Below are 20,720 nucleotides of genomic sequence, written 5' to 3'. Positions count from 1 at the left end.
CCGCCGCCGGCCCGGCCGTCACGGCCACTCCGGCGAGCGGCCTTCTTGCTCGGCGGTGAGCCCCTCGCGCGCCGACTCGGTCGTCCGCGCCGTGGCGCTGGCGATCGCGCCGCTGGAGAGCTGCACGCCGAGCTGCTCGCCGACCGTCTCGTAGAGCAGCCGCTTCGTGAGGCTGACCGCTTGCGGCGCGGCGGCCGCGCATTCCTTCCCCAGGTCGAACGCGCGGGCCCAGAGCACATCGGCCGGCACGAGCTCGTGGTAAACACCGACGCGGTGCGCCTCGGCCGCCTCGATCGGCGTGGCAGACATCAGCAGCCGCGCGGCCACGCCGGCGCCGATCCGGTGGGCGAGCAGCGGCGCAGCAACCCCCGCGATCGTGCCGCGGCGCGGCTCGGGAAAGCCGAAGCTCGCCGTGTGGCACCCCACGGTGATGTCGCAGCCGAGCACCAGTCCCCCACCGCCGGCCAACGCGGGGCCGTTTACCGCCGCGATGATCGGTTTGGGCAACTCGAGCATCGACACCAGCAGGTCGCGGTACTCGGCCGCCTCGTCGCCCCAGCGGGCCATGTCCGCGACCGGGTCGTCGCCCCCGGCGAGCTCCGCCAGGTCGCGGCCAACACAAAACGATTCCCCCGCCCCGGTCAGCACGATCGCCCGCACGCGTTTCTCCAGGTGCAAGTCCGACAGCGCCTGGCTGAGCTCCGCCATCATCGAGCGTGCGAGCGCGTTGCCCGAATCGGGGCGGTTGAGCAGCACCGTCGCAACGGCGCCATCCACGCGAGTTTCGACCGCGTCGCTCGGCATAATCATGGGCACAGGGCGCGGTAGGCGGGTGTCTGGGACTGACCTAGTTTTACGCCTCGGCCCACTCCGCGGCGCCCCGGGTGTCGACGAAAAACTCCAGTAGGCTTGTCGGCGTGCGCAGTCGCTCCCGCCGGATCACGGGCGCCACACCGCTCTCCAATGGCGCCGACAACGCGCCCGGCGTGGCGAGCAACTCGATCCGCCGGGCCGCTGCGCGGACGCCTGGCTCGCTCACGCCGGCCACGCACAGCTGCCGCTCGCCGCCGGTATCGATCAACTCGACGCGCACCCCGAGCCCGATCGACGCCGCAAGCTCTGCGTCGACCGCTTCGCCCTGCCCGGTCGACGCGCGCGGCCATAGCGCTTCGAAAGCGGACCAGGGCGCCTGCACGCGGTGCTCCGTGACGAACACCACCTCAACAGGAGTCGTGCCCGGTTCGTGAGAAGTGCGGACGGGGCGCCGGCTCACGACGACCGAGGCGCCCGCCCCGAACGCCGCGTCGACGACGCCCGCGCCGGCCTGCGCCCACGCGGCGGCCGGCTGGCGCCCCGCGTCGCGCAGCGAGCGCTCGCCGTCCAGGTCGCAGCCGGCCGCGAGAAACTCCTCCAGCCGATCGAGCACTCCCTCGCCACGCACGACGCCGATCCGCACGCCATCGTTGCCACCCGCCACCTGGGCGCGGCAGAACTCACGCGCCGCCTGGGCCGGCGACAGCTCGCCTGTTACCAGACGCAGCTGCGTGTCGGGCTGCACGTAGAGGGTCGGCCCTAGGGCGCGACCGAGCGTGCGGAGCTTGCTCAGGGCCACGGCCGGCCGGTCGGCGGACAGCTCGAGCGTCAGGTCGCCCAGCTCCGAGGCAATCAAGCTGCGAGGCGCGACGACTCCATCGGCGGCCATCCCCAGGAACAAGCGGAGCCACGTGGCGTCGGCGTCTGGGGGCGGGTCTGGCATGACGGGATGCCGCGGGAAGCAGCGTTTCGGAAACGCCACACGCGTCAAGCGAAAGGTCGGATTTACACGACACGCGGCCGTGACATCCAAACTGTAGCGGGAGCCGTAAGTGATTGGTAGCAAGGAGTTTGGCGTCGGCTGCGGCCGGCCCGGCGGCCGTTTGGTCTGCCGGCTGCTCAAAGCGACCGGCGAACCCGCGGCCGACGACCCCTCGGCTGGGAACTCTTCCGACGCCCCACTTTTCACTGCGAGCCAGCCTGTGCCACGCTCCCCGCGAAAGAAGCGTAACCCGGCCTCCCCTCCTTCCGACGCGAAGGGCCCCACGTTCAAGCCCAAGGCCGGCGCCACCCCGCCCAGAGCGGCCGCCGCGCCCGTCGAGCACCGGGACGACCCGGCGGAGTCGCACGTCGACGACCCGGTGCGTATGTACCTGATGCAGATGGGCGAGATCCCGATGCTCAACCGGGACGAGGAGATCTCGTCGGCCAAGGCGATCGAGGCCACCCGGACCCGCTTCCGCCGCTCGCTGCTTTGCAACGATTACCTGCTCCGCGGAGCGGTAGACTTGCTCGAGAAGGTGCACCGCAAGGAGCTGCGGCTCGACCGCACGATCGAGATCTCGGTAACCAACACCGTGGAGAAGAAGCGGCTGCTGAGGCGCCTCGGCCCGAACCTCGAGACGATCCACGCGCTGCTCGAACAGAACACGCCCGACTTCCTCGCCGCGGTCGACTCGCGTCGCAAGACGTCCGAGCGCCGCGCCGCGTGGCGGCGGCTGATCAGCCGGCGCAACAAGGTGATCCGCCTGGTCGAGGAGATGAACCTCCGCCTCCAGCGGCTGCTGCCGCTGATGGACCAGCTGCACGAGATCGGGCACCGCATGGCGACCATCAAGGAGCAGCTCGCCGAGCCGGAGAAGCTGCTCGACGAGACCCACGAGCTCGAGCTGCGGCACGAGCTACGCTACCTGATGCGGGTCACCCACGAGAGCCCCAAGACGCTCGCCCACCTGGTCGCCCGCACCAAGGAACGGCGCGAGGCCTACGACGCGGCCAAGCGCCGGCTGTCGGCGGCGAACCTGCGGCTCGTGGTATCGATCGCGAAGCGCTACCGCAACCGGGGCCTGTCCTTCCTCGACCTGATCCAAGAGGGCAACACCGGGCTGATGCGGGCCGTCGACAAGTTCGAGCACGCCCGCGGCTACAAGTTCAGCACCTACGCCACGTGGTGGATCCGCCAGGCGATCACCCGCGCGATCGCCGACCAGAGCCGCACCATCCGCCTGCCGGTCCACATGATCGACACGATGAGCAAGGTCCGGGCGATGTCGGCCGACTTCGTGCAGCAGCACGGCCGCGAGCCGTCGGCCGAGGAGGTGGCCGACCTGCTCGGCATGTCCCTCGAGGACGCCCAGGTCATCCTCAAGATGACGCGGCAGCCGCTCTCGCTCGACCAGCCCGTCGGCGACACCGAGGACAACTACTTCGGCGAGTTCCTCGAAGAGCAGCGGGACGACGACCCCCTCTACGACACCAACCAAGAGATGCTCAAGGACCGGCTAGACGAGGTCATGAGCGAGCTGACCTACCGCGAGCGAGAGATCCTCAAGCTCCGCTACGGCCTCACCGACGGGTACAGCTACACCCTGGAGGAGGTCGGCAAGATCTTCAGCGTCACCCGCGAGCGGGTCCGCCAGATCGAGAGCAAGGCCGTCCGCAAGCTGCAGCAGCCCTACCGCTCGCGCTCCCTGGCCAGCTTCCTCGACGGGGTCGAGTTGCCGGTGGAGCTCTGAGGGAGCGTGGCTGTGGCTCGCCGCAGGCCCGGGCCCCTCGGGCCCGGGATTGCTTGGAAAACGCGGCCGGGCCTGGTTACGCTGGAAGGCGGCGGTCGGCCTGCGCCCCTCGCCGCTGATTTGTCCCGCCGGTCCGACCCCCCGCCGCCGTGCGGCCGGATCCCTCGCTAAGCGCCCCTTCAAACGGAAACCCTCTCGATGAGCAATCGGGCCCTGTTCTACCTGCTGCTAGCCGCCAGCTTGCTGTTCGTTTCGGCGTGGACCGGCGCCCAGGCGGCGGGGCCCGCGCCCGACGCCGACGCCCAAGCCGAGGAAGCCCTCGACCTGTTCGACGCCATCGACGACGACCTGGTCGACGTGAAGTTCGTCGCGCGAAACGACCGCCAAGGCCGGCTGATCGTCGAGAACCGCAGCGACCAAGAGCTCCGCCTGCGCATGCCCGAGGCGTTCGTCGGCGTGCCCGTGCTCGCGCAGATCGGCGGCGGCGGATTCGGCGGCGGCGGCGGTGGCTTCGGCGGTGGCGGCGGCGGCCAAGCGGTCGGCGGCGGCGGCGGCCTCGGCGGCGGTGGCCTCGGCGGCGGCGGCTTCGGCGGCGGCGGCGGCGCGTTCAGCGTCGCCCCCGAAGAAGCCGCCAAGATCGACGTGCCCCTGCTGTGCCTGGACCACGGCAAGCGGATCCCCTCCTCGAGCAAGCCTTACGACATCGTCCCGGCCGACGAGTACCTGTCCGGCAAGCCCGAGGTCATCGAGCTCCTGGCGGCCTTCGGCCGCGGCGACCTGCAACGCGGCGCCGCGCAGGCCGCGGTGTGGCACGCCAACAGCGAGGTGAGCTGGGCCGAGCTCGCCACAAAGCTCGACGGCACTGTCCGCAGCACCGTGCGGAACCCCTACTTCTCCCGCACCGAAATGCAGATGGCCGTCGCCTACTACCACGAGGCGATGCGACGCGCGACCGAGCGGGCCGAATCCGAAGCCGACGACGCCGGCGAAGCCGAGAGCATGGCCGACGAAGGCGCCCCCCGCGAAAGCGCCGCGTACGCCGAGCCGGTCGGCGGCTGACGCCCGGTGCTGGCTCGCCGCTCCCACGGTTGTTTGCCCTCAACGCCCCCGCTCACCCGAGCGGGGGCTTTTTCGTGCGCCCCGCCCGCGGCTTGCGGGGCCGGCCGTCAGGGCAGCTCGAATCCCAGGTAGTCCATCCACTGGTAGATCCAGGGATGCGTCCAGGGGTTCCATGTCGGGTAGCTCGCCGACATCGCCGACCAGGCGAGGCACGCCACGGCGAAGGCCATCCCGATGTGGGTCCGCTTCAGCCGGCGGATCGCAGCCGGCAACGCGGCCGCCCACAACGGCGCGAGCCAGTAGAGCCAGCGGAAGCCGGTGGTCATCCCGCCGTAGTTGCGGTCGTCCTGCGGCCGCAGCCCCAGATAGAACGCCAGGCAAGCCGCCGAGACGAGCAGCACCCCCCACGCGAATTCCCGCGTCGCGCCGCGTCGCGCGAAGGCCATCCGCACGAGCCCAAAAACGCTGACGATCCAAACCGGCGTCAGCGAGAACACGCCGTGGTGGCCCACCAGCGCGTGCAGCGCGTAGCGGGCCTTGGAGGGCTCGCCGACGTCGATCCCCTGGCGGTCCCTCCAGTAGCTGTCCCGCGTCTTGCCGCCGACCGTGTACTCGTAGTCGTACCAGTTGTCCGCCGGGTCCGTTTCGCTGCGGTGCGCATAGGGCGGGCGCAGGCTGTCGTGCGCCAGGTAGTTCGTGCCGAACAGCGCGACCGCCACGAGCAGCGCACCGGGCAAGAACCCCTTGAGCGTGCTCTTGGGCCGGTGCAGCAGCAGCGAGAGCGTGATCCAAGCGGCCAATGCGAGCGCCGGCAACTCGCACGTGACGGCGAACGCCGTGACCACGCCCGTCGCGAAGCAGCGGCGGAGAGTGGGCTTGGGGATGTCGATGACGCCGAGCCACAGCTCGGTCGCCAGGGCCGTCGCCGCCGCGGCAAAGAGGTGGTTGTTGAGCACCGCGGCGAAGCTCGACAGCTGCGTGGCGAAGCAGATGGCGGTCATCGCGAACACCCGGTCCGTGTCGCGGCGCCCGAAGCGCTCGACCAGGCAAGCGACGCTGGTCAGCATCACCGCGAGCGACCCCACGTTCAGCAACAGCAGCAGCGTCCGGCCGATCAGGTACGGCGACTCGCCGAGCGTCGAGCCGGTGAGCTGCATCAGCACCCAGTACGGGCCCGCGATCAACACCATCAACAGCGGCGGCTTGCTGCTGTACAGGCGCGGCTCGCCGTCGGGTCCGGCGTGCTTGACCATGTCGATCGTGTCCCACGTCGGCTCCTCGAGCAGCGGGTCGATGTAGAACACGCCGTTCTCGGCGATCGCTCGGATCGCCAGCCAACGGCTGCGGTCGTTCGCGCTCAAGAACGGCCGGCCGAGGCGCATCTCCTCCTCGAGTCGCTCGCGACGCGCGGCCATGCGGGCGTCGCGCTCGGTGTCCTCCACGCCGGCCTCCTCGAGCCGGTCCGCTTCGCGGCGCATCGCCGCTTCGATGCGGTACCGCTCCAGCCGGGTGAGGTCGACCGAGTCGACGGCCAAGATCTTCCCGGCCGCTTGACCCAGCGACACGGCGATCAAGGCCGTGTAGATGGCCCAGCGCCGCGCCAAGGCTGGACTGGTCACGGGGACGGTAGCGGGCGCCATGGCGGAGGAGTCGTCGGTGGGCGGTGGCGGTGGGGCGGCGTCACGATGCGTTGCGGGACGCGGCGGCGCCGCCGCTCGCGGGCGACGGGTCGCCGCTGGGGGGCGTGGCGACCGCGCGCTCGGCGATCGAGTAGCCGGCCGCGTGGCGTTGCTGGAGCGAAGCGATCATCGCGCCCAACAAGCCGACGACGAGGAACTGCGAGCCCACGGTGCACAACGCAAGAGAATAGAACAGGGCCGCCGTTTCGTGGAGGTGGACCGGCTCCAGGCCGGGAACGGCCCGGCTCACGACCCACCTCACGGCCAAATAAACCAGCCCCCCCGCGCCCAACGCGAAGCCGAGCAACCCCAGCCCGCCGAGCACGTGCTGCGGGCGTTCGCCGTAGCCCGTCAGGAACTTGACGGTGATCAGGTCGAGCAATCCCTTGACGATCCGGCTCACGCCGTACTTCGACACGCCGTGCTCGCGCGGGAAGTGGCGGACGGGGGCCTCGGTGGCGCGGTAGCCCCTGGCCGCCGCGAGCACGGGGATGAAGCGGTGCAGCTCGCCGTACAGCCGGACCTCCTCGAGCGCCTCGCGGCGGTAGGCCTTTAGGCCACAATTGTGGTCGTGCAGCCGCACGCCTGTCAGGCGGCTGACCAGCGCGTTGAAGACCAGGGAGGGCCAGCGCTTGTGCCATGGGTCCTGGCGGTCGACCTTCCAGCCGCTGACCACGTCGAAGGCGCCCTCGGGCCCGCCGTCGAGCTTCGCGATCAGGTTCGGCAACTCGTGGGGGTCGTCTTGGAGGTCGGCGTCGATCGTCACGATGACCGGAGCCGTGGCCGCCGAGAAGCCCGCGCTGAGCGCGTCGGCCTTGCCGAAATTCCGGCGGAAACGGACCCCTTCGACCGTGCCCGCGTGCCGCTCCACCAGGCCTTTGATCACCTGCCAGGAGCCATCGGTCGAGCCGTCGTCGACGAAGACTACCTGCAGCGAATAACGGTGTTCGTCGGCCGTCTCGGCGAGGCGGCGGTACAGCTCCGCGAGCGTGGCGTGCTCGTTGTACACCGGCACGACGACCGAGATCGGCCGGCCGCCGGGTCGCTGGCGCAGGGTCATCGTTTCGCTCAAGGCCACTTCCGGCTGGGGCTTCGCACGCGGCGGGCCGCTCCGATGGCCCCGCTAGCTAACAGGCTACCACACACGCAGAGCTCGGTGACTACCCAGACCAAACGCACCGCGATCGTTACCGCCAACGCGTCGGCCTCGCCCAACGCCGGCGCAAGGATCACCAGCGACAGCGCCTCGCGGACGACCAGGCCCGCCGGCAGCAACGAGACAAACCCGGCCACCGTCGGCAGCGCCGCGGCGAGCACCCACAGCGGCCATCGAGAAAAATCCCCCCACCCGGCCGCCCCCACCGACACCGCCGAAAGCCAAACCACCACGCCGATCAGCCCCCACGAGACAGCCGCGCAGACCGCGCCGAGGGCCGACAACCCGTAGGTCAACCGCCGCCGCTCGCGGGCCACCTCGCTGCTGGGCGCCTTGGCGACTTTCTTAAGCAAGCGGGAGAACACCGGCGGCAGCGTCGGCGTGAGACAAGCCACCGCCAGGGCGAGCGACAACGCCATCAGGCCCAGCCGGGTGTTCGGGTCGCCCTCGACCGTGGCGACCGTCAGCGCCGCGGCGATCAACGACCCGACCGCGATGTGCGTCAGCGTCTCGTAGAAGACGGCCGCCGCGACCGTGCGGCCGCACGCCGCCTCGAAGGCGTCGTGGTCGTCGCGACGCACCGCGTCGAGGAGCCGCTCGGTGCGTATCAGCACGACCGACGCCTTGCCCGGAACGTACTTGCCGATCTGGCTGAGGTAGAACGCCTTGATCGCCCCGCCCAGCGGCGCCGGCTCGCCCAGCGCGACGAGCGTGCGCCGCCAAAACCACGCCATCGGCGCCTGAGCCAACACGATCATCGCGCCGGCCCCCAGCGCCGGGGCGAGCGACAGCGCGAGCTCGCGCCGCGCGAGCTCCCGCCACGCCTCGCGGACGGTTTGGCTCACGAACCACACGACCGCCGCGACCACCGCCAGCTTGAGCCCGGCGATCAGCCACCGACGCGGCGAGGAGGCTCCCGGCGGTGTGGCTGGCGTTCGCAAGCAGAATCTCGTCGAATCGTGGGACAACCGGCCGGCCCTGGCCGCCGCCGAACTTAGCAGGAGACCACCGTTGGCCGCCAAGCCCAACCGCAAACGCCCCGCCAAAGCCGGCGCAAAGCAGCGATCGGTCCCCGACGGGGCGCCGCTCAACGCCGAAGCCGTCGAAGCAGGCGGAGCGGCGCACGGGCCGGCCGGCGAGGCCGGCGAAACGCGGCCCGCGCCCGTGTCGGCCGCTTTTCCCGGGCTGCCGCGTGTGGTGTCGCTGATCGTGCTGGTGGCGGTCGTTGCGTTGATCGGCGTGTTCTTCTTCCGGGTGATGTCGTCGTTCCTCGTGCCGCTGTTCCTGGCGGCCGTGCTGGCGGTGATCTTCAAGCCGCTCCACGCCTGGTCGCTCGAGCAGTTCGAGGGGCGGAAGGAGGTCTCTGCGCTCGCCACGACCACCATCATCTCGCTGCTGGTGGTCGTGCCGACCGCGTTGCTCGGGTGGATGGCCTATGTCGAAACGGCCCGAGTGGTGCGGATCGCCCTGGCCGACGACGATTCGGAAGAAGCCGCTTCGCTCGGCGGCCCGCCGCTCTTGCGGGACCTGCCCGGCAACGCGATCGACCCGCCCGACGCGCCGCCGGGGGTGGTGGCCGGCGCAGCGGGCGAGGCGGCCGACGACACCGCCCCGGTCGCCGACCGAACCGACGGCGAACGCACCCCGCCCCCGGCCGAGGCGCCCGCCGCCGACTCGGTCGCCGAGTCGTGGAGCGACGCCATCTGGCTCCGCCTGAAGCCGCTCAGCGACTTCTACCAAGAGAACGTCAACGCCGAGTTCGACCCCTCGGAGCTCGCCCGCTACAGCGCGCGCTACGCGGTGAGGATCGGGCTGGTCGGGGTGCAGTCGCTCGTGGGCTCGGTGATCGGCTTGGCGATCCTGATCTTCGCCCTGTACTACTTCTTCGCCGACGGGCCGGTGATCGTCCACACGCTAATGAACCTGTCGCCGCTGGACGACGACTACGAGCGAGAGCTGCTCGAACAGTTCGCCACCGTGAGCCGCGCGGTGGTCCTCGCCACGCTCCTCTCGGCGGTCGTGCAGGGCGTGCTGGCGGGGATCGGCTATTACTTCGTGCTCGACAGCTGGACCCCACCGGCGATCGCCGCCCACTACGACACGCCCGACGCGATCCCCCCCGAGCTGCGCTTCCAGCCGCCGATCGTCCTGCTCACGGTGCTCACCATGCTGCTAGCGATCGTGCCGCTGGTCGGCGCCACGGCCGTTTGGATCCCGGTCACGCTGTGGGTCTACTTCGCCCAAGGCGACCTGTGGCCCGCTGTCGGGATGGCGATCTACGGCACGGCCGTCGTGTCGTCCATCGACAACCTCATCAAGCCGTATGTGCTGCACGGGCAGTCCAACCTGCACCCGCTCCTCGCGCTGCTCAGCGTGCTCGGCGGCCTGCAACTGCTCGGGCCCGTCGGCATACTCGTGGGCCCGATGCTCGCCGCGTTTATGCAGGCGCTGCTGGGGATGCTCAAGAAGGAGCTCGACGTGCTCCAAGCCGAAAGCCTCGACTCGCCCGGCCAGGAGGCCCCCGGCACGGCCTGATCGACCGGCGGGCGCCGCAAAGCGGGGAACGGGTGTCGGAGCAAGCAGTCCGAATGCCGAAGCTCGAAGCCCAGCTCGGCGACATCACCAAGCTGTCGGTCGACGCGATCGTGAACGCCGTCCGGGAGGTCGACGGCTTGCTCAGCACGAGCCGCGTGATCCAGACCGTCCTGCTCGTGGCGTTCGACCCTGGCGTGCCCAGCGTCTTGCAGGACGCGATCGCATCGGCCGCCGATCGCTGAACACGGCGGCGGCCTCAGCGCAGGCGTTTGCCCAACTGTCGCTTCCAGCTCTCCGCCAGGGGCCCGACGGCGACCAGCGCCGCCACTTCCCGCTCGTCGGCCTCGCCGTACATGACGCCGTTCGCACGGTGGATCGTCCAAACTGGCAGGGGCCGCTCGACTAGTTGGATCTCGTCGCCGGCGGTCACGTGCCCCTCGGCAACGACCCTCAGGTACCAGCCCGTGTAGCCGGTCTGCTGCACCCACAGGGCGAGTTCTTTGCGTCGCCACCGCCGGGCGAGCTTCCAGCACGGCTGCCGCGGCTGGGAAACCTCAAAGGTGGCCGTGCCGACGCGCCACCGGTCGCCCAGCCGGACCTGCTCCTCGGTGAGGCCGCTCACCGTGAAGTTCTCGCCGAATGCCGCTCCGCCGAGGCCCGGCTCGGCCAGCCGCTCTCGCCAGTAGGGGAAGTGCTCGGCCGAGTAGCAGCAGACCGCCTTGTCCGCCCCGCCGTGCACGCGGGTGTCGGCGACCGAGTCCCCCTCCAGGGCGAGCCGGGCCGCTCGGACGGGGCCCTCGACGGGCGTCTTGTAGAAGGCGGTCCGCCAGGGCCGCTCGCTGGTGTCGCCGGCGACCGGCTCGCGGCTTTCGGGCTGGCCGATCTGGATCGAAATGAGTGTGGGGGTCGTCGCCATGGCCGGGCCGCCGGGGCTCGTTGGAATGCGTTGCGGCAGCGATAATAGCCCACTCGCGGCCCCGCTTCTCGGACGATTCGACGATGACCAATACCGACCACGACCTGACCACCTACTGCCGGCGGACGGCCGAACAAGCCAAGCACGCGTCGGCGGCCCTCGCCGTGCTGCCCGCGGCGACCAAGATCGCCTGGCTGCGCCGTTCCGCCGCAGCGCTCCGCGCCGGCGGCGACCGGCTGTCCGAAGCCAACCGGCGCGACCTGGCGGCCGCCGCGGACTACGGGCTGACCGACGCCCAAACCGACCGCCTGCGCCTGACGCCCGAGCGGATCGAGGCGATCGCCACCGGGCTAGAAGAAGTGGCCGCGTTGCCCGAGCCGATCGGGGCGGTGATCGGCTCGACGGTGCGGCCCAACGGCCTGCGCATCGACAAGGTCCGCGTGCCGCTGGGGGTGGTGTTCTTCATCTACGAGTCGAGGCCCAACGTGACGGCCGACGCGGCGGGAATCTGCGTCAAGGCGGGCAACGCGGTGATCCTCCGCGGCGGCAAGGAGGCGATCCACTCTTCGCAGGCGATCGTCGACACGCTCGCCGAGGCGGCCGCCGCCACCGGGCTGCCGGAGCACGCCGTGCAGCTGGTCACCACCACCGACCGGGCGGCGGTCGGCGAGTTCCTCAAGATGAACGACTGCATCGACGTGGCGATCCCCCGCGGCGGGGAAGGCCTCATCCGCCGGGTCGCCGCCGAAGCGACCATGCCCGTCATCAAGCACTTCGACGGCAACTGCCACGTGTACCTCGACGCGTCGGCCGACCCGGACCTGGCCGAAGCGATCGCCGTCAACAGCAAGACCCAACGGTACGGCGTCTGCAACGCGGCCGAGTCGCTGCTGGTGCACGCCGACGCCGCCGAAGAGCTCGTCCCGCGCGTCGGCAAGGCGTTGCTGGCCGCCGGCGTCGAGGTCCGCGGCGACGCCCGCATCGCCGAGCTACTCCCCGCGGCCAAGCCCGCGACCGACGACGACCACCGCGCCGAGTTCCTCGGCCCGGTCATCTCGGCGGCGGTCGTCGACTCGCTCGACCAGGCGATCCGGCACATCAACGCGTACGGGTCGCACCACACCGACGCGATCGTCACCCGCGACCTGTCCGCCGCCGAGCGCTTCGCCGCCGGGGTCGACAGCGCGGCGGTCGTCGTCAACGCCAGCACCCGCTTCAACGACGGCGGCGAGTTCGGCCTCGGCGCCGAGATCGGCATCAGCACCGACAAGTTCCACGCCCGCGGCCCCTGCGGCGTGGAGGAGCTCACGAGCTACAAGTACGTGGTCCACGGCACGGGGCAAGTGCGGGGCTAGAGGGGAAGGGGTGGGGAAGGGTTAAGGCTAGCGGGGCTCCAGCCGCCGGCGCCCTCTGCTAGCACCGCCGCGGCAATTGACCGTGCCGGCAAGGCCGCGTTTGCCTACCATCTCGCCACACGCCCCTGCCCCCTGTCGCACAGCGTCCCGTGAGCGACGACATCCTCTCCCAAGACGAAATCGAGAGCCTGCTCGGCTCGGCCGGCGGGGCCGTCGCCGCTGCGCCGAGTGAGAAAGCGTCGCCGGGCCCCCGAGCCCAAGCCGCGCCGGCCCCCGCGGCCAGGCCGGTGTCGTTCGGCGGGTCGGGCGTCGCGCCGAGCATCGCGCCGCTCCCGAGGCCGACCGAGAAGGTCACCACCTACGACTTCAAGCGGCCCGAGCGAGTCGGCAAGGAGCAGATGCGCGCCTTGCAGACGATGCACGAGGGGTTCAGCCGCAACTACGGGGCGGCCCTCTCGGCGCTGCTCCGCACGATCGTCGAGGTCAAGCTGACGAGCGTCGACCAGCTCACCTACAGCGAGTTCGTGTTCAGCCTCGAGAACCCGACCTGCTTCAACCTGATCAACGCGCCGCCGCTCGAGGGCCAGTTGATCCTCGACATCAACCCGTCGCTGTTGTTCCCGATCATCGACCGGCTGCTGGGGGGATCGGCCGACGGCGCGATCCCGTCGCGGCGCCCGCTGACCGAGATCGAACTGCGCCTAGCGGGGCGGATCACCTCGCTGTTCCTCGCCGAGCTGAAGGGCGCTTGGGAGAACGTGATCCGGCTCGAGCCGGTGATCGACTCGGTAGAGAGCAACCCCCAGCTCGTGCAGATCGTGCCGCCGAACGAGGTGGTCGTGCTCATCAGCTTCGAGCTGACGATCGGCGAGACCAGGGGCATGATGAACCTGTGCGTGCCGTTCAACTCGATCGAGCGGATCGGCGGGAAACTCAGCGCCAACAGCTGGGTGAGCTATAGCAAGAAGCCCTCGACGCCCGAGTCCATACAGCAGATCGGCGCGCGGCTGAGCAAGTCGATCGTGGAGCTGTCGGTGGAGCTCGCGCGTTCGCAGATCTCCACGTCGGACCTGATCGGCCTGCGGGTCGGGGACATCATCACCACCGAGAAAGACATCCACGCGCCGCTGGTGATGTCGGTCGAAGACCGGGCGAAGTTCTTCGCGTCGTGCGGCTCGTACAAGGGCCGCAAGGCGGTGCAGATCCTCGAGCCGATCCAGGAGCGGGCGATCCCGGTCGGTAAGCCGACCGCGCCGAACTAGCAGCCTGTCGAAAAGCGCCAATTTGGCCTTCTTCGGTCTCGCCGAGCTCGCAACGCGTCGGCACTCGGCCGACGTCCCGACGCCCTGCGGGGAGGGCGACGCAGCCCGTCGATAAATCAACAGCCGGCAAGGCGTGATCGCCTCGAGTGGTCGATAGAACGAGGGTCTTGACCCCGCAGCCGTGACAACCATTTGTCACAGCGCGGCATAGTGCGGTTCTTCTATGTCGCAATTCTCCCTCCCCGGCCTTCCCGTATAAAGCGGCAGCCGGCTTCTCCTGACGCACTTCGTGGCGATCTTCCGGCAAGCCGGCGCGCGTTGCAGCCGACTACCAACCTATAAACCAGCGGCCTCGTGTGGTCGGCCCGCCGGCGTTGCCGAACGGACTCACAGGGCCCGTGTATCGCCGTCCCCCGTGCTGAAGCGTCCTTTGATCACGCCTTGGGATAACTGCCGCGCCCGGCTATCCGCCACCGCGCCGCCCTCGCCGAGCGGCGTCGCGGGGCGTGCGGCCCGCGGCGGCGCGGCCGGGCACAAGTGGGAGTCGACGCTGTGAACGCCAACGAACGCGTGCTGCTGCTGTTCAGCCTAGCGGCTGTCGTTGTGTTCGCGTTGATGATCATCGTGCCCACCCTGAAACGGAAGCACGAGGCCCTCAGCTTCTGGAACCTGTTCCTCCTCGGCTCGCTGTTGTTCACAGGGCTGTCGGGAGTGAACGCGGCGACCACTCCCGACTACTCGCCGCTGGCGAAGAAAGACTATTATCTCTTCTATGTGGGGGCCGTCGTGTACTACACGGCCGCCGCGTTTGCTTACTGCTACCTGAAGGGCCCGCGCAAGCTGGCGGGGAAGTCGCTGCGAAAGTGGCCGCCGATGACCAGCGTGCCGCTGATGTTGCTGACCGCCCTGGTGGCGGCGCTCGCGGTCTTCCAGATGACCGAGGTCTCGATCCCGTTCGTCGGGGAGATCGTGCGGCAATTCGCGCTGCAGTCGCCGCTGATCGCGTTGACCATCGCGTTCGTGGCGTGGTACCAGCGCCGCGGCAACGTGTTGTGGCTGGTGAACCTGCTCGCCTTGTTGGTCCTGGCGTTGCTCTGGTCGCTGGCGGCCGGCACGTCGCGCCGGTACCTGCTGAGCATGCTGATGGTCATCCCGATCGGCGTGTACTGGCTCACGCTGCGGTACAAGAGCATCTCGCAGACGGTCCTCTGGGTCGCGATCAGCATGGCGGTCGTTCTGCCCGTGCTGGCGGGCTACTCGCTCATCCGCCACAGCTTCTACTGGTCCGGCGAGAGCGGGCTCGAGCTCTCGATGGCGGCGCTCGAGAAGCTGCCGCGGGCGATCCAGAACGCCGACGTCACGAGCATCCTCGACGGGCAAGACTCGGTAGAGGTCGGCCTCACGACGATCCACTACGTCAACAACCCCGACCGCGGCGTCCTGACCGGGCAGCACTTCTTTGTCCCCTACTACGTGCTGGTCAACCCGATCCCGCGGAGCGTGTGGCCCGAGAAGCCCGAGAGCATCGGCGCCGTGTTGCCGCGTCAGCTGGGCGTTTGGAAGAAGACCGGCTACATCAACTGGGGTGTGAACGTCGTCGGCCAGTGTTACTACGACGGCGGTCTGCACATCCACCTGCTGTACGGCCTGATCACCGGCTGGGTGCTGCGGCTGCTCGACGAGATGCTGATCCGCAAGCCGGGCAACCCGTTCATGCTCGCCCTGCTGAGCGCGAGCAGCTCGCAGGTGCTCGCGCTGTCCCGCGGCTGCATCGAGACCTTCATCATGCAGATCGTCGCCGCTTCGGCGGTCGTGTTGTTCATCGCTTGGTTGGGGCGGGTGCTGTTCGGCTCCAAGATCATCGACCCCGACACGTCGTGGACCACCAACGCCTACCAAGCCGAAGCCTATACGATGCTGGCGCGGGCCGGCCGGCTGCCTGCCCCGGCCCCGCAGCCGAGGCGCCGCGCTTACTACGACGACGAACCCGACGGGGTCACGCCGTCGGAGCGGGAAGAGTCGAGCGAGGTGGATTGAGGCTTGCTCGACCAGTTCCCCCGCCACTCCGATCGGCGCCGCCGTCCCTCTGCTCCGCGGCAGCCTGTTTTGCGGATCATCGGAAGCATGCTCTCTCGACTCTGCCGCGATAAAGTGATGCCTACCTCCGTGGTGCGGCGGGCCGTTCTCGCTGGCTTCGCCGCGACGCTCGCGCTCGCCCAGCCCACCCTCGGCGATCAGCCGTTGGGAGTCTTCTGGCCGTTGAAGGACATCGAGCAACCGCTCGGGCTGAACCACGGCTTGGCGGAGCGTAGCGCCGTCGACGTGTTCCGGCGCCAGGGCCAATGGGAGCGGCTGGAGAACGCGTCCTCCCAAGGCGCGCGGGTGGTCGTGCTGCACGGCTGGTTCGGCTGCCAAGACGGGACCATGCAGACCAGCGTCCCCACCGGCAGGGACACGCATGTCTGGGAGGACTACCAAAACTGCCTCGCCGCCGGCGCGCCGATCGCGCGGGAGTTCCCGACCCTCGTCGCGGCGATCCGGAGGTCGATGCCCGGCGTGCGGGTGATCCTCTATCTCGGACCGACCCTCACCGCCCGGCCGCCCGACAAGCTCGAGGGAGCAGAGCGTACCGAGTGGATGATCGACCAGGTCCGCGAGCCGATCGGCCACGTCGACGGCGCCGCGATCGATGTGTCGTGCGGTCGGGCGTACTACGGCCGAGACCCCGCTGCCCTGGAAGAAATGGAGGCCGTCATCCAGCGGCTCGGAGCGATGGGCCTGGAAGTCTGGCGAGAGCCGGGCATCGACAAGCGATACCGGCCCGACCTCGGCCGGGTGACCGCCATCTACGACGGCCGCACGCCGGGGCTGCTCGCCCCGTTCCTCGACCCGTCGCGTATCGAAATGGCCTGGGCCATCTGCGGCGGGCCCCGCGCCAAAGCCCTCCGCGACGCGGCGATCGAGCGCGGCCACAACCCGCTCGTGACGATCTGGTTGTTCTAGCAGGCGGGTGTTGTGCGCGGCGCCCTTTCGCCGATCGGCCGCGGGCCGGCGCGGGCCAGCGGCTGCCCGCACTTTTATGAAACAAACGCGACACTTACATTTTCGCCGTGTCACGTTAAAAGTGTCGCAAAGGGGGACTAAGACCTTGTGCGGCAACCACTTAGCGATCCGTTACAAGTCGCGCTCCGGGGAGGGCCGTCGGACGCGTTTCGCCGCCGATCGGCCAGCGCGCAAACCGGCCAATTGTCGCGTCGCGTGGGCGCGGAAATCCGCGAATTGGCCACCGCGGCCGCTCGGCGGCTGCGCCCGTTGCCCGCTCCGCACCGACGGGCCGCTTCCGTGCTAAAGTGAGCGGCCGTGTCGAGGGGCTTTTCTTGCACCGAAGCGGAGCGCCGCTATGAGTCGGTTCTATCATCGATGGGGGTTGCTCTTGGTCGCTGCGTGCGCCGCGGCCGCCGCCCGCGCGCAGCACGGGCCCGACTTCGCCGAGCCGGCGCCCGAGCACGAGCTGCTGCAGCGTTTCGTCGGCGAGTGGGTCGTCCAGAGCGAGTGCGTGATGGAGCCCGGCGCCGCGCCGGTGGAGAGCCGCGGCACGGTCTCTTCCCAGCCGCTCGGCGAGCGGTGGGTCGTGAACCGGATGCGGATGCACGACGGCCCGACCAAGGTGACCGGCCTGCAGACGATCGGCTACGACTCGAACAAGTCGAAGTACGTCGGCACGTGGGTCGACACGATGCTCGACCACCTGTGGGTGTACGAGGGCGACTACGACGAGGCCTCCCAGACGCTGACGCTCAACACCACCGGGCCGAACCTGATGGGCGGCGGCGAGACGACCCTCTACCGCGACTCGTACCGCTTCGTCGACGGCGACCACATCGAGTCCCGCTCGGAGGCCCAGGGCGAGGGCGGCGAGTGGGTCACGTTCATGACCGGCCAGATGCGGCGGGCTGCAGAATAGTGGTCGGCGCGCAGGCCGGTTCGGACTTCAAAGGGTCTCCGAAGCCGCCGTCGCGGAGGAAGCGCACGACCATGTCAGCCGTCTCGCGCTTCCAGAGGATCCCGGTGTGCCAGCCGCTGACGGTCACGTGGTCGGCCTGGCCGTCGAGGTGCGTCTGCCCGGGGTGGAGCACGTTGTCGTGGCTCGCCGCGATCACGCCGATCTCCACGCCCGGCGGCGGTGGACCGAGGCAATTGACGAAGCTGTCCGGCAGGTCGGTCAGCTCCTGCAGCGTGGGCGCGACGAAGCGGTGCGGCCGGACGACCAGGTGGTTCCACGCGGCCGACGGGCTGTCCACCGCCAAGCGGGTCGCTACGTGCGAGCCGCGGTTCGGCGGGGCGATCTGCACCACCCGGCCGAAATTGTCCGGCAGCTCCTCCTTCAGTGCGCACCGGGCGACGATCCCGCCCATGCTGTGAACGACCAGGTGGACCTTCTCGTATTTCGGCCCGAGCCGACGCAAGAGCGCGGCGAACGACCTGCCGAAATCCCGGTTGCTCCACCACAGCGATGGGTACCCGTGCAGCCGCACGGCGTAGCCCGCCCGCACCAGGCGCGTGGCGAGCGGCGTGAGGAAGAACCGGGTCGACGCGATGCCGTGGGTCATCACGACCAGCTCGCGGCGCCGCGCGGGCCCGCTGGGGGCGGTCGATTGCAATTCGGCGGCTTGGATCATAGCGGCGGCAGGCGGGGGAGCGGACTGGCTCTCTATACGCTCACCCCCCTCGGATCGACCAACCCGGGGCCAGAAATCAGCGGTAATCGGCGCCTCAGGCCGCGGGCGGGTCGATCGCTTGGCCGATCATGATCCGGTGGCCGTCGGCAGTGCGGATAGCGAACTCGCGGCGGCCCCACGGCTCGTCGCGGGGCGGGAAGAGCATCGGGACGCCCGCGGCGGACCACGCGTCGTGGAGGGCGGACGCGTCGTCCACGAGCCAGTACGCGAAGTAGCCGTGGTCGCCCAACTCGGCCGGCGGCGCCGCGTCGGGGCAGTGGCCCAGCCGCACGACGCAATCGTCGCGCGCTACGGCGCACCATCCATTGGAGAAGTCCTTCGGCGCGTCGGACCACGCGACCTCAAAGCCGAGTCTTTGGGTGTAGAACGCGACCGAACGGGCCAAGTCGGGCACGGCCAGCACGTGCTCGTTGGCGAGGATCGACGCGGGCATGACGCTCTGGGCCGGGAGGACCGTGGGGGGGGCGACGATCAGGCGAGCGCCTCGCCCCGGGTGGCGTAGGTCGGGATGACTTCGTCGAGCCGCGCGACGTGCAGCGCTTCGCGGGGGTGCTCCCGCAGGCCGCACAGCCGCATCCGGCCGCCGGCGACCGCGAGCCGCTTGTGCAGCCGCACCAGCTCGCCCATCACGGCCGACGCGAGGAACGCGACGTCGTCCATCTCGACGAGCACCTGCGTCGCTCCGCGGCGGCGGACCTCGTCCCAGAGCAGCTCGGCCAGCTTGTACTGGCCCGTGCCGCCCGGCGGGTGCAGCCGCACGGACAGCCACTGGCCCGCTGGCTCGAACGTGGCCCGCCACCCGTCGAACAGATCGACCGCGCTCGCTTCGCCCATCGCCGCCTCGGGGGAACCACGGATGAACGCCGATTAACGCAGAGGAATTGCGAGATCGTACCCGATCACGAGTAACCACGCCAAAGCAAAGCCTGTCCGACCCGCCAGCGGCCGCCAATCCCTCATCCGTGTTTGTCGGTGTTCCTTCCTTTCCTCACGGCGCGAGGAGCAGGCGGCCGGGGGCGGCCAGCAGACGCTTGACGTCGTTGACGAAGCGGGCCGCGTCGGCGCCGTCGACCACGCGGTGGTCGTACGTGAGCGACAGCGGCATCACCAGGCGGGGCTCGATGGTCGCTTCCTTGCCCTTCCCAATCACGGTCGGCAGCATGCGGCTGCGGCCGACCAGCAGGATCGCCACCTCAGGCGGGTTGATGATCGGAGTGGAGTACGTGCCCCCCACCGCGCCCATGTTGCTGATCGTGAACGTGCCGCCCCGCATCTCTTCGATGGTGATCGAGCCGTCGCGGGCGCGGTCGACGAGGCGGTCCATCTCGCGCGTGATCTGCGAGATGCTGAGCCGGTCGGCGTTGCGGATGACGGGCACCGTGAGGCCGCGGTCGGTGTCCACGGCGACGCCGATGTTCACGTACTCCTTGTAGATGACCTCGCCGGCCTCCATGTCGACCGACGCGTTGACGATCGGGTGCATCTTCAGAGCGCCGGCGATCGCCTTGACGAGGAACGGCATCTGGGTGAGCTTCAGCCCCTGGGCGGCGTAGTCTTCCTTGCTGGCCTGGCGCATGGCCTCCAGCTCGGTGACGTCGACGTCGTCGAAGTTGGTGAGCTGCGGGATCGTCGTGTAGCTGGCGACCATGTTCTTGGCGATGGTCTGCCGCATGCGCGACATCCGCTCGCGGCGCGTGGCGCCCCCCTCGTCGCTGCTGGCGAGGCCCGGCGCGCTCGACGGGCCAGCCGCCGCACGCTGCTGCGCCTGCGACTGGCGCACGTGAGCCTGCACGTCTTCCTCGGTGACCCGGCCCCCGGAGCCCGACGCGTGAACCCGGCGGAGGTCGACGCCAAGCTCCCGCGCGAGCCGCCGGACCGAGGGGCTGGCGGCCGCGGCCGCGTAGCCGTCGCCCGGCTTGTCGGTCGCGGGGAGGCTGGCCGGCGCGGACTTCGCCGCGGGCTGGGGATCGGGCTGCTTCTTCGCCGGCGGGGCGGAGGTCGCCGCGGTGGGGCCCGCGTCGGCCTTGGGCTGCGCGATGCCGTCGGCCATGTCCTCGGCCGGCGCGTCGCCGTCGGGGGCGTACTCGTCGGCCGGCTGCGTGGCCTCGGGCGCCTGCGGCTCGGGCTGCTTGGGCTCCCCTTGCTTGGACTCCTCTTGCTGGGGCTGATCCTGTTTCGGCTCACCTTCGGCCGGTTGGGGCGGCTCCGGCGTAGCGGCGCCCTCCTCGGCCTCGATCTCGAAGATCGCCGCGCCGACCGGCACGGTGTCGCCTTCGGACACGAGCACCTTGGTGATCTTCCCCGCTTGTGGGCTGGGGACGGGCACGGTGGCCTTGTCGGTCTCGATCTCGAGGAGGTCCTGGTCGGCAGAGACCGTGTCCCCCTCGGCGACGAGGATCGCAAGGATGTCGCCCGACTCGATGTTCTCGCCGAGGCTGGGGAGCTTAATTTCGGTAGGCATGGCTGGCTGG

The 20,720-nt window shown here is 69.9% G+C and carries 19 protein-coding genes; 9 read left to right on the top strand and 10 right to left on the bottom strand.

Annotation, left to right across the window (positions count from 1 at the left end):
* Window positions 1-18: 18 nt before the first annotated feature.
* Window positions 19-810 (bottom strand): enoyl-CoA hydratase/isomerase family protein, encoded by a 792-nt coding sequence (locus RIC11_RS16695; protein WP_350213339.1) that lies wholly within the window; start codon window positions 808-810, stop codon window positions 19-21.
* A gap of 43 nt (window positions 811-853) precedes the next feature.
* A complete protein-coding gene (locus tag RIC11_RS16690) occupies window positions 854-1,756 on the bottom strand; it encodes an acyclic terpene utilization AtuA family protein (protein ID WP_350213337.1) in 903 nt (300 codons plus the stop codon).
* 259 nt (window positions 1,757-2,015) lie between these two features.
* Here RIC11_RS16690 and RIC11_RS16685 point away from each other — a divergent pair, with 259 nt between their 5' ends.
* Both RIC11_RS16685 and RIC11_RS16680 read left to right on the top strand, forming a co-directional pair.
* Window positions 2,016-3,548, top strand: coding sequence for an RNA polymerase sigma factor RpoD/SigA (locus tag RIC11_RS16685; RefSeq protein ID WP_350213335.1), 1,533 nt, complete (start codon window positions 2,016-2,018; stop codon window positions 3,546-3,548).
* 198 nt (window positions 3,549-3,746) lie between these two features.
* Complete coding sequence (locus tag RIC11_RS16680) at window positions 3,747-4,607, top strand: hypothetical protein (RefSeq protein WP_350213333.1); 861 nt, start codon at window positions 3,747-3,749, stop codon at window positions 4,605-4,607.
* Between the two features lie 107 nt (window positions 4,608-4,714).
* Here RIC11_RS16680 and RIC11_RS16675 read toward each other — a convergent pair whose 3' ends face one another.
* From RIC11_RS16675 to RIC11_RS16665, 3 genes are read right to left on the bottom strand one after another with little or no spacing between them, the layout of a single operon-like run.
* Window positions 4,715-6,247, bottom strand: a complete 1,533-nt coding sequence (locus tag RIC11_RS16675) for a hypothetical protein (protein WP_350213331.1) — start codon at window positions 6,245-6,247, stop codon at window positions 4,715-4,717.
* 40 nt (window positions 6,248-6,287) lie between these two features.
* Window positions 6,288-7,358 carry a glycosyltransferase family 2 protein gene (locus RIC11_RS16670; RefSeq protein ID WP_350213329.1) on the bottom strand — a complete coding sequence of 357 codons (1,071 nt, stop codon included), beginning with the start codon at window positions 7,356-7,358 and terminating at the stop codon, window positions 6,288-6,290.
* Window positions 7,355-8,383, bottom strand: coding sequence for a lysylphosphatidylglycerol synthase domain-containing protein (locus RIC11_RS16665; RefSeq protein WP_350213327.1), 1,029 nt, complete (start codon window positions 8,381-8,383; stop codon window positions 7,355-7,357). Before RIC11_RS16665 ends, RIC11_RS16670 begins: the two co-directional genes overlap by 4 nt.
* Before the next feature lie 70 nt (window positions 8,384-8,453).
* On the opposite strand from RIC11_RS16665, the gene RIC11_RS16660 reads away from it, so the two are divergent.
* Together RIC11_RS16660 and RIC11_RS16655 are read left to right on the top strand one after the other, a co-directional pair.
* The gene (locus tag RIC11_RS16660; protein WP_350213325.1) at window positions 8,454-9,977 is read left to right on the top strand and encodes an AI-2E family transporter; all 1,524 of its coding nucleotides are present in this window, start codon (window positions 8,454-8,456) and stop codon (window positions 9,975-9,977) included.
* A gap of 53 nt (window positions 9,978-10,030) precedes the next feature.
* The gene (locus tag RIC11_RS16655) at window positions 10,031-10,219 is read left to right on the top strand and encodes a hypothetical protein (protein WP_350213323.1); all 189 of its coding nucleotides are present in this window, start codon (window positions 10,031-10,033) and stop codon (window positions 10,217-10,219) included.
* Window positions 10,220-10,233: 14 nt separating this feature from the next.
* On the opposite strand, the gene RIC11_RS16650 is transcribed toward RIC11_RS16655, so the two are convergent.
* Window positions 10,234-10,893: an MOSC domain-containing protein gene (locus tag RIC11_RS16650; RefSeq protein ID WP_350213322.1), complete on the bottom strand. Its 660-nt coding sequence runs from the start codon at window positions 10,891-10,893 to the stop codon at window positions 10,234-10,236.
* An 83-nt stretch (window positions 10,894-10,976) separates the two neighbouring features.
* Between RIC11_RS16650 and RIC11_RS16645 the strand changes: the two genes are divergently transcribed.
* The 5 genes from RIC11_RS16645 (at window position 10,977) to RIC11_RS16625 (ending at window position 17,474) form a co-directional block, all read left to right on the top strand.
* Window positions 10,977-12,248, top strand: coding sequence for a glutamate-5-semialdehyde dehydrogenase (locus tag RIC11_RS16645; protein WP_350213320.1), 1,272 nt, complete (start codon window positions 10,977-10,979; stop codon window positions 12,246-12,248).
* A 149-nt stretch (window positions 12,249-12,397) separates the two neighbouring features.
* The gene (fliM, locus tag RIC11_RS16640; protein ID WP_350213318.1) at window positions 12,398-13,510 is read left to right on the top strand and encodes a flagellar motor switch protein FliM; all 1,113 of its coding nucleotides are present in this window, start codon (window positions 12,398-12,400) and stop codon (window positions 13,508-13,510) included.
* A gap of 552 nt (window positions 13,511-14,062) precedes the next feature.
* Window positions 14,063-15,547, top strand: a complete 1,485-nt coding sequence (locus RIC11_RS16635) for a hypothetical protein (RefSeq protein WP_350213316.1) — start codon at window positions 14,063-14,065, stop codon at window positions 15,545-15,547.
* 117 nt (window positions 15,548-15,664) lie between these two features.
* A complete protein-coding gene (locus RIC11_RS16630; protein WP_350213314.1) occupies window positions 15,665-16,513 on the top strand; it encodes a hypothetical protein in 849 nt (282 codons plus the stop codon).
* 397 nt (window positions 16,514-16,910) lie between these two features.
* Window positions 16,911-17,474, top strand: a complete 564-nt coding sequence (locus RIC11_RS16625) for a DUF1579 domain-containing protein (RefSeq protein WP_350213312.1) — start codon at window positions 16,911-16,913, stop codon at window positions 17,472-17,474.
* On the opposite strand, the gene RIC11_RS16620 is transcribed toward RIC11_RS16625, so the two are convergent.
* From RIC11_RS16620 to RIC11_RS16605, 4 genes are all read right to left on the bottom strand, one after another.
* Window positions 17,440-18,189: a lipase family alpha/beta hydrolase gene (locus tag RIC11_RS16620; protein ID WP_350213310.1), complete on the bottom strand. Its 750-nt coding sequence runs from the start codon at window positions 18,187-18,189 to the stop codon at window positions 17,440-17,442. The genes RIC11_RS16625 and RIC11_RS16620 overlap by 35 nt on opposite strands.
* A gap of 94 nt (window positions 18,190-18,283) precedes the next feature.
* Window positions 18,284-18,682 (bottom strand): VOC family protein, encoded by a 399-nt coding sequence (locus RIC11_RS16615; RefSeq protein WP_350213308.1) that lies wholly within the window; start codon window positions 18,680-18,682, stop codon window positions 18,284-18,286.
* 38 nt (window positions 18,683-18,720) lie between these two features.
* Window positions 18,721-19,083 carry an STAS domain-containing protein gene (locus tag RIC11_RS16610; protein ID WP_350213306.1) on the bottom strand — a complete coding sequence of 121 codons (363 nt, stop codon included), beginning with the start codon at window positions 19,081-19,083 and terminating at the stop codon, window positions 18,721-18,723.
* 154 nt (window positions 19,084-19,237) lie between these two features.
* A complete protein-coding gene (locus tag RIC11_RS16605; RefSeq protein WP_350213304.1) occupies window positions 19,238-20,710 on the bottom strand; it encodes a 2-oxo acid dehydrogenase subunit E2 in 1,473 nt (490 codons plus the stop codon).
* Window positions 20,711-20,720: the final 10 nt, after the last annotated feature.

Source organism: Botrimarina sp. (assembly GCF_040219535.1).
In the GTDB taxonomy this organism is placed as follows: Bacteria; Planctomycetota; Planctomycetia; order Pirellulales; family Lacipirellulaceae; genus Botrimarina.
This window is presented reverse-complemented; position numbering and strand designations above follow the sequence as displayed.

Bases quoted from the DNA above. Each gene is read 5' to 3' on its own strand.
- RIC11_RS16695 (WP_350213339.1), bottom strand. From the start codon at position 810: ATGATTATGCCGAGCGACGCGGTCGAAACTCGCGTGGATGGCGCCGTT.
- RIC11_RS16690 (WP_350213337.1), bottom strand. From the start codon at position 1,756: ATGCCAGACCCGCCCCCAGACGCCGACGCCACGTGGCTCCGCTTGTTC.
- RIC11_RS16680 (WP_350213333.1), top strand. From the start codon at position 3,747: ATGAGCAATCGGGCCCTGTTCTACCTGCTGCTAGCCGCCAGCTTGCTG.
- RIC11_RS16675 (WP_350213331.1), bottom strand. From the start codon at position 6,247: ATGGCGCCCGCTACCGTCCCCGTGACCAGTCCAGCCTTGGCGCGGCGC.
- RIC11_RS16655 (WP_350213323.1), top strand. From the start codon at position 10,031: ATGCCGAAGCTCGAAGCCCAGCTCGGCGACATCACCAAGCTGTCGGTC.
- RIC11_RS16650 (WP_350213322.1), bottom strand. From the start codon at position 10,893: ATGGCGACGACCCCCACACTCATTTCGATCCAGATCGGCCAGCCCGAA.
- RIC11_RS16645 (WP_350213320.1), top strand. From the start codon at position 10,977: ATGACCAATACCGACCACGACCTGACCACCTACTGCCGGCGGACGGCC.
- RIC11_RS16630 (WP_350213314.1), top strand. From the start codon at position 15,665: ATGCCTACCTCCGTGGTGCGGCGGGCCGTTCTCGCTGGCTTCGCCGCG.
- RIC11_RS16625 (WP_350213312.1), top strand. From the start codon at position 16,911: ATGAGTCGGTTCTATCATCGATGGGGGTTGCTCTTGGTCGCTGCGTGC.
- RIC11_RS16620 (WP_350213310.1), bottom strand. From the start codon at position 18,189: ATGATCCAAGCCGCCGAATTGCAATCGACCGCCCCCAGCGGGCCCGCG.
- RIC11_RS16615 (WP_350213308.1), bottom strand. From the start codon at position 18,682: ATGCCCGCGTCGATCCTCGCCAACGAGCACGTGCTGGCCGTGCCCGAC.
- RIC11_RS16610 (WP_350213306.1), bottom strand. From the start codon at position 19,083: ATGGGCGAAGCGAGCGCGGTCGATCTGTTCGACGGGTGGCGGGCCACG.
- RIC11_RS16605 (WP_350213304.1), bottom strand. From the start codon at position 20,710: ATGCCTACCGAAATTAAGCTCCCCAGCCTCGGCGAGAACATCGAGTCG.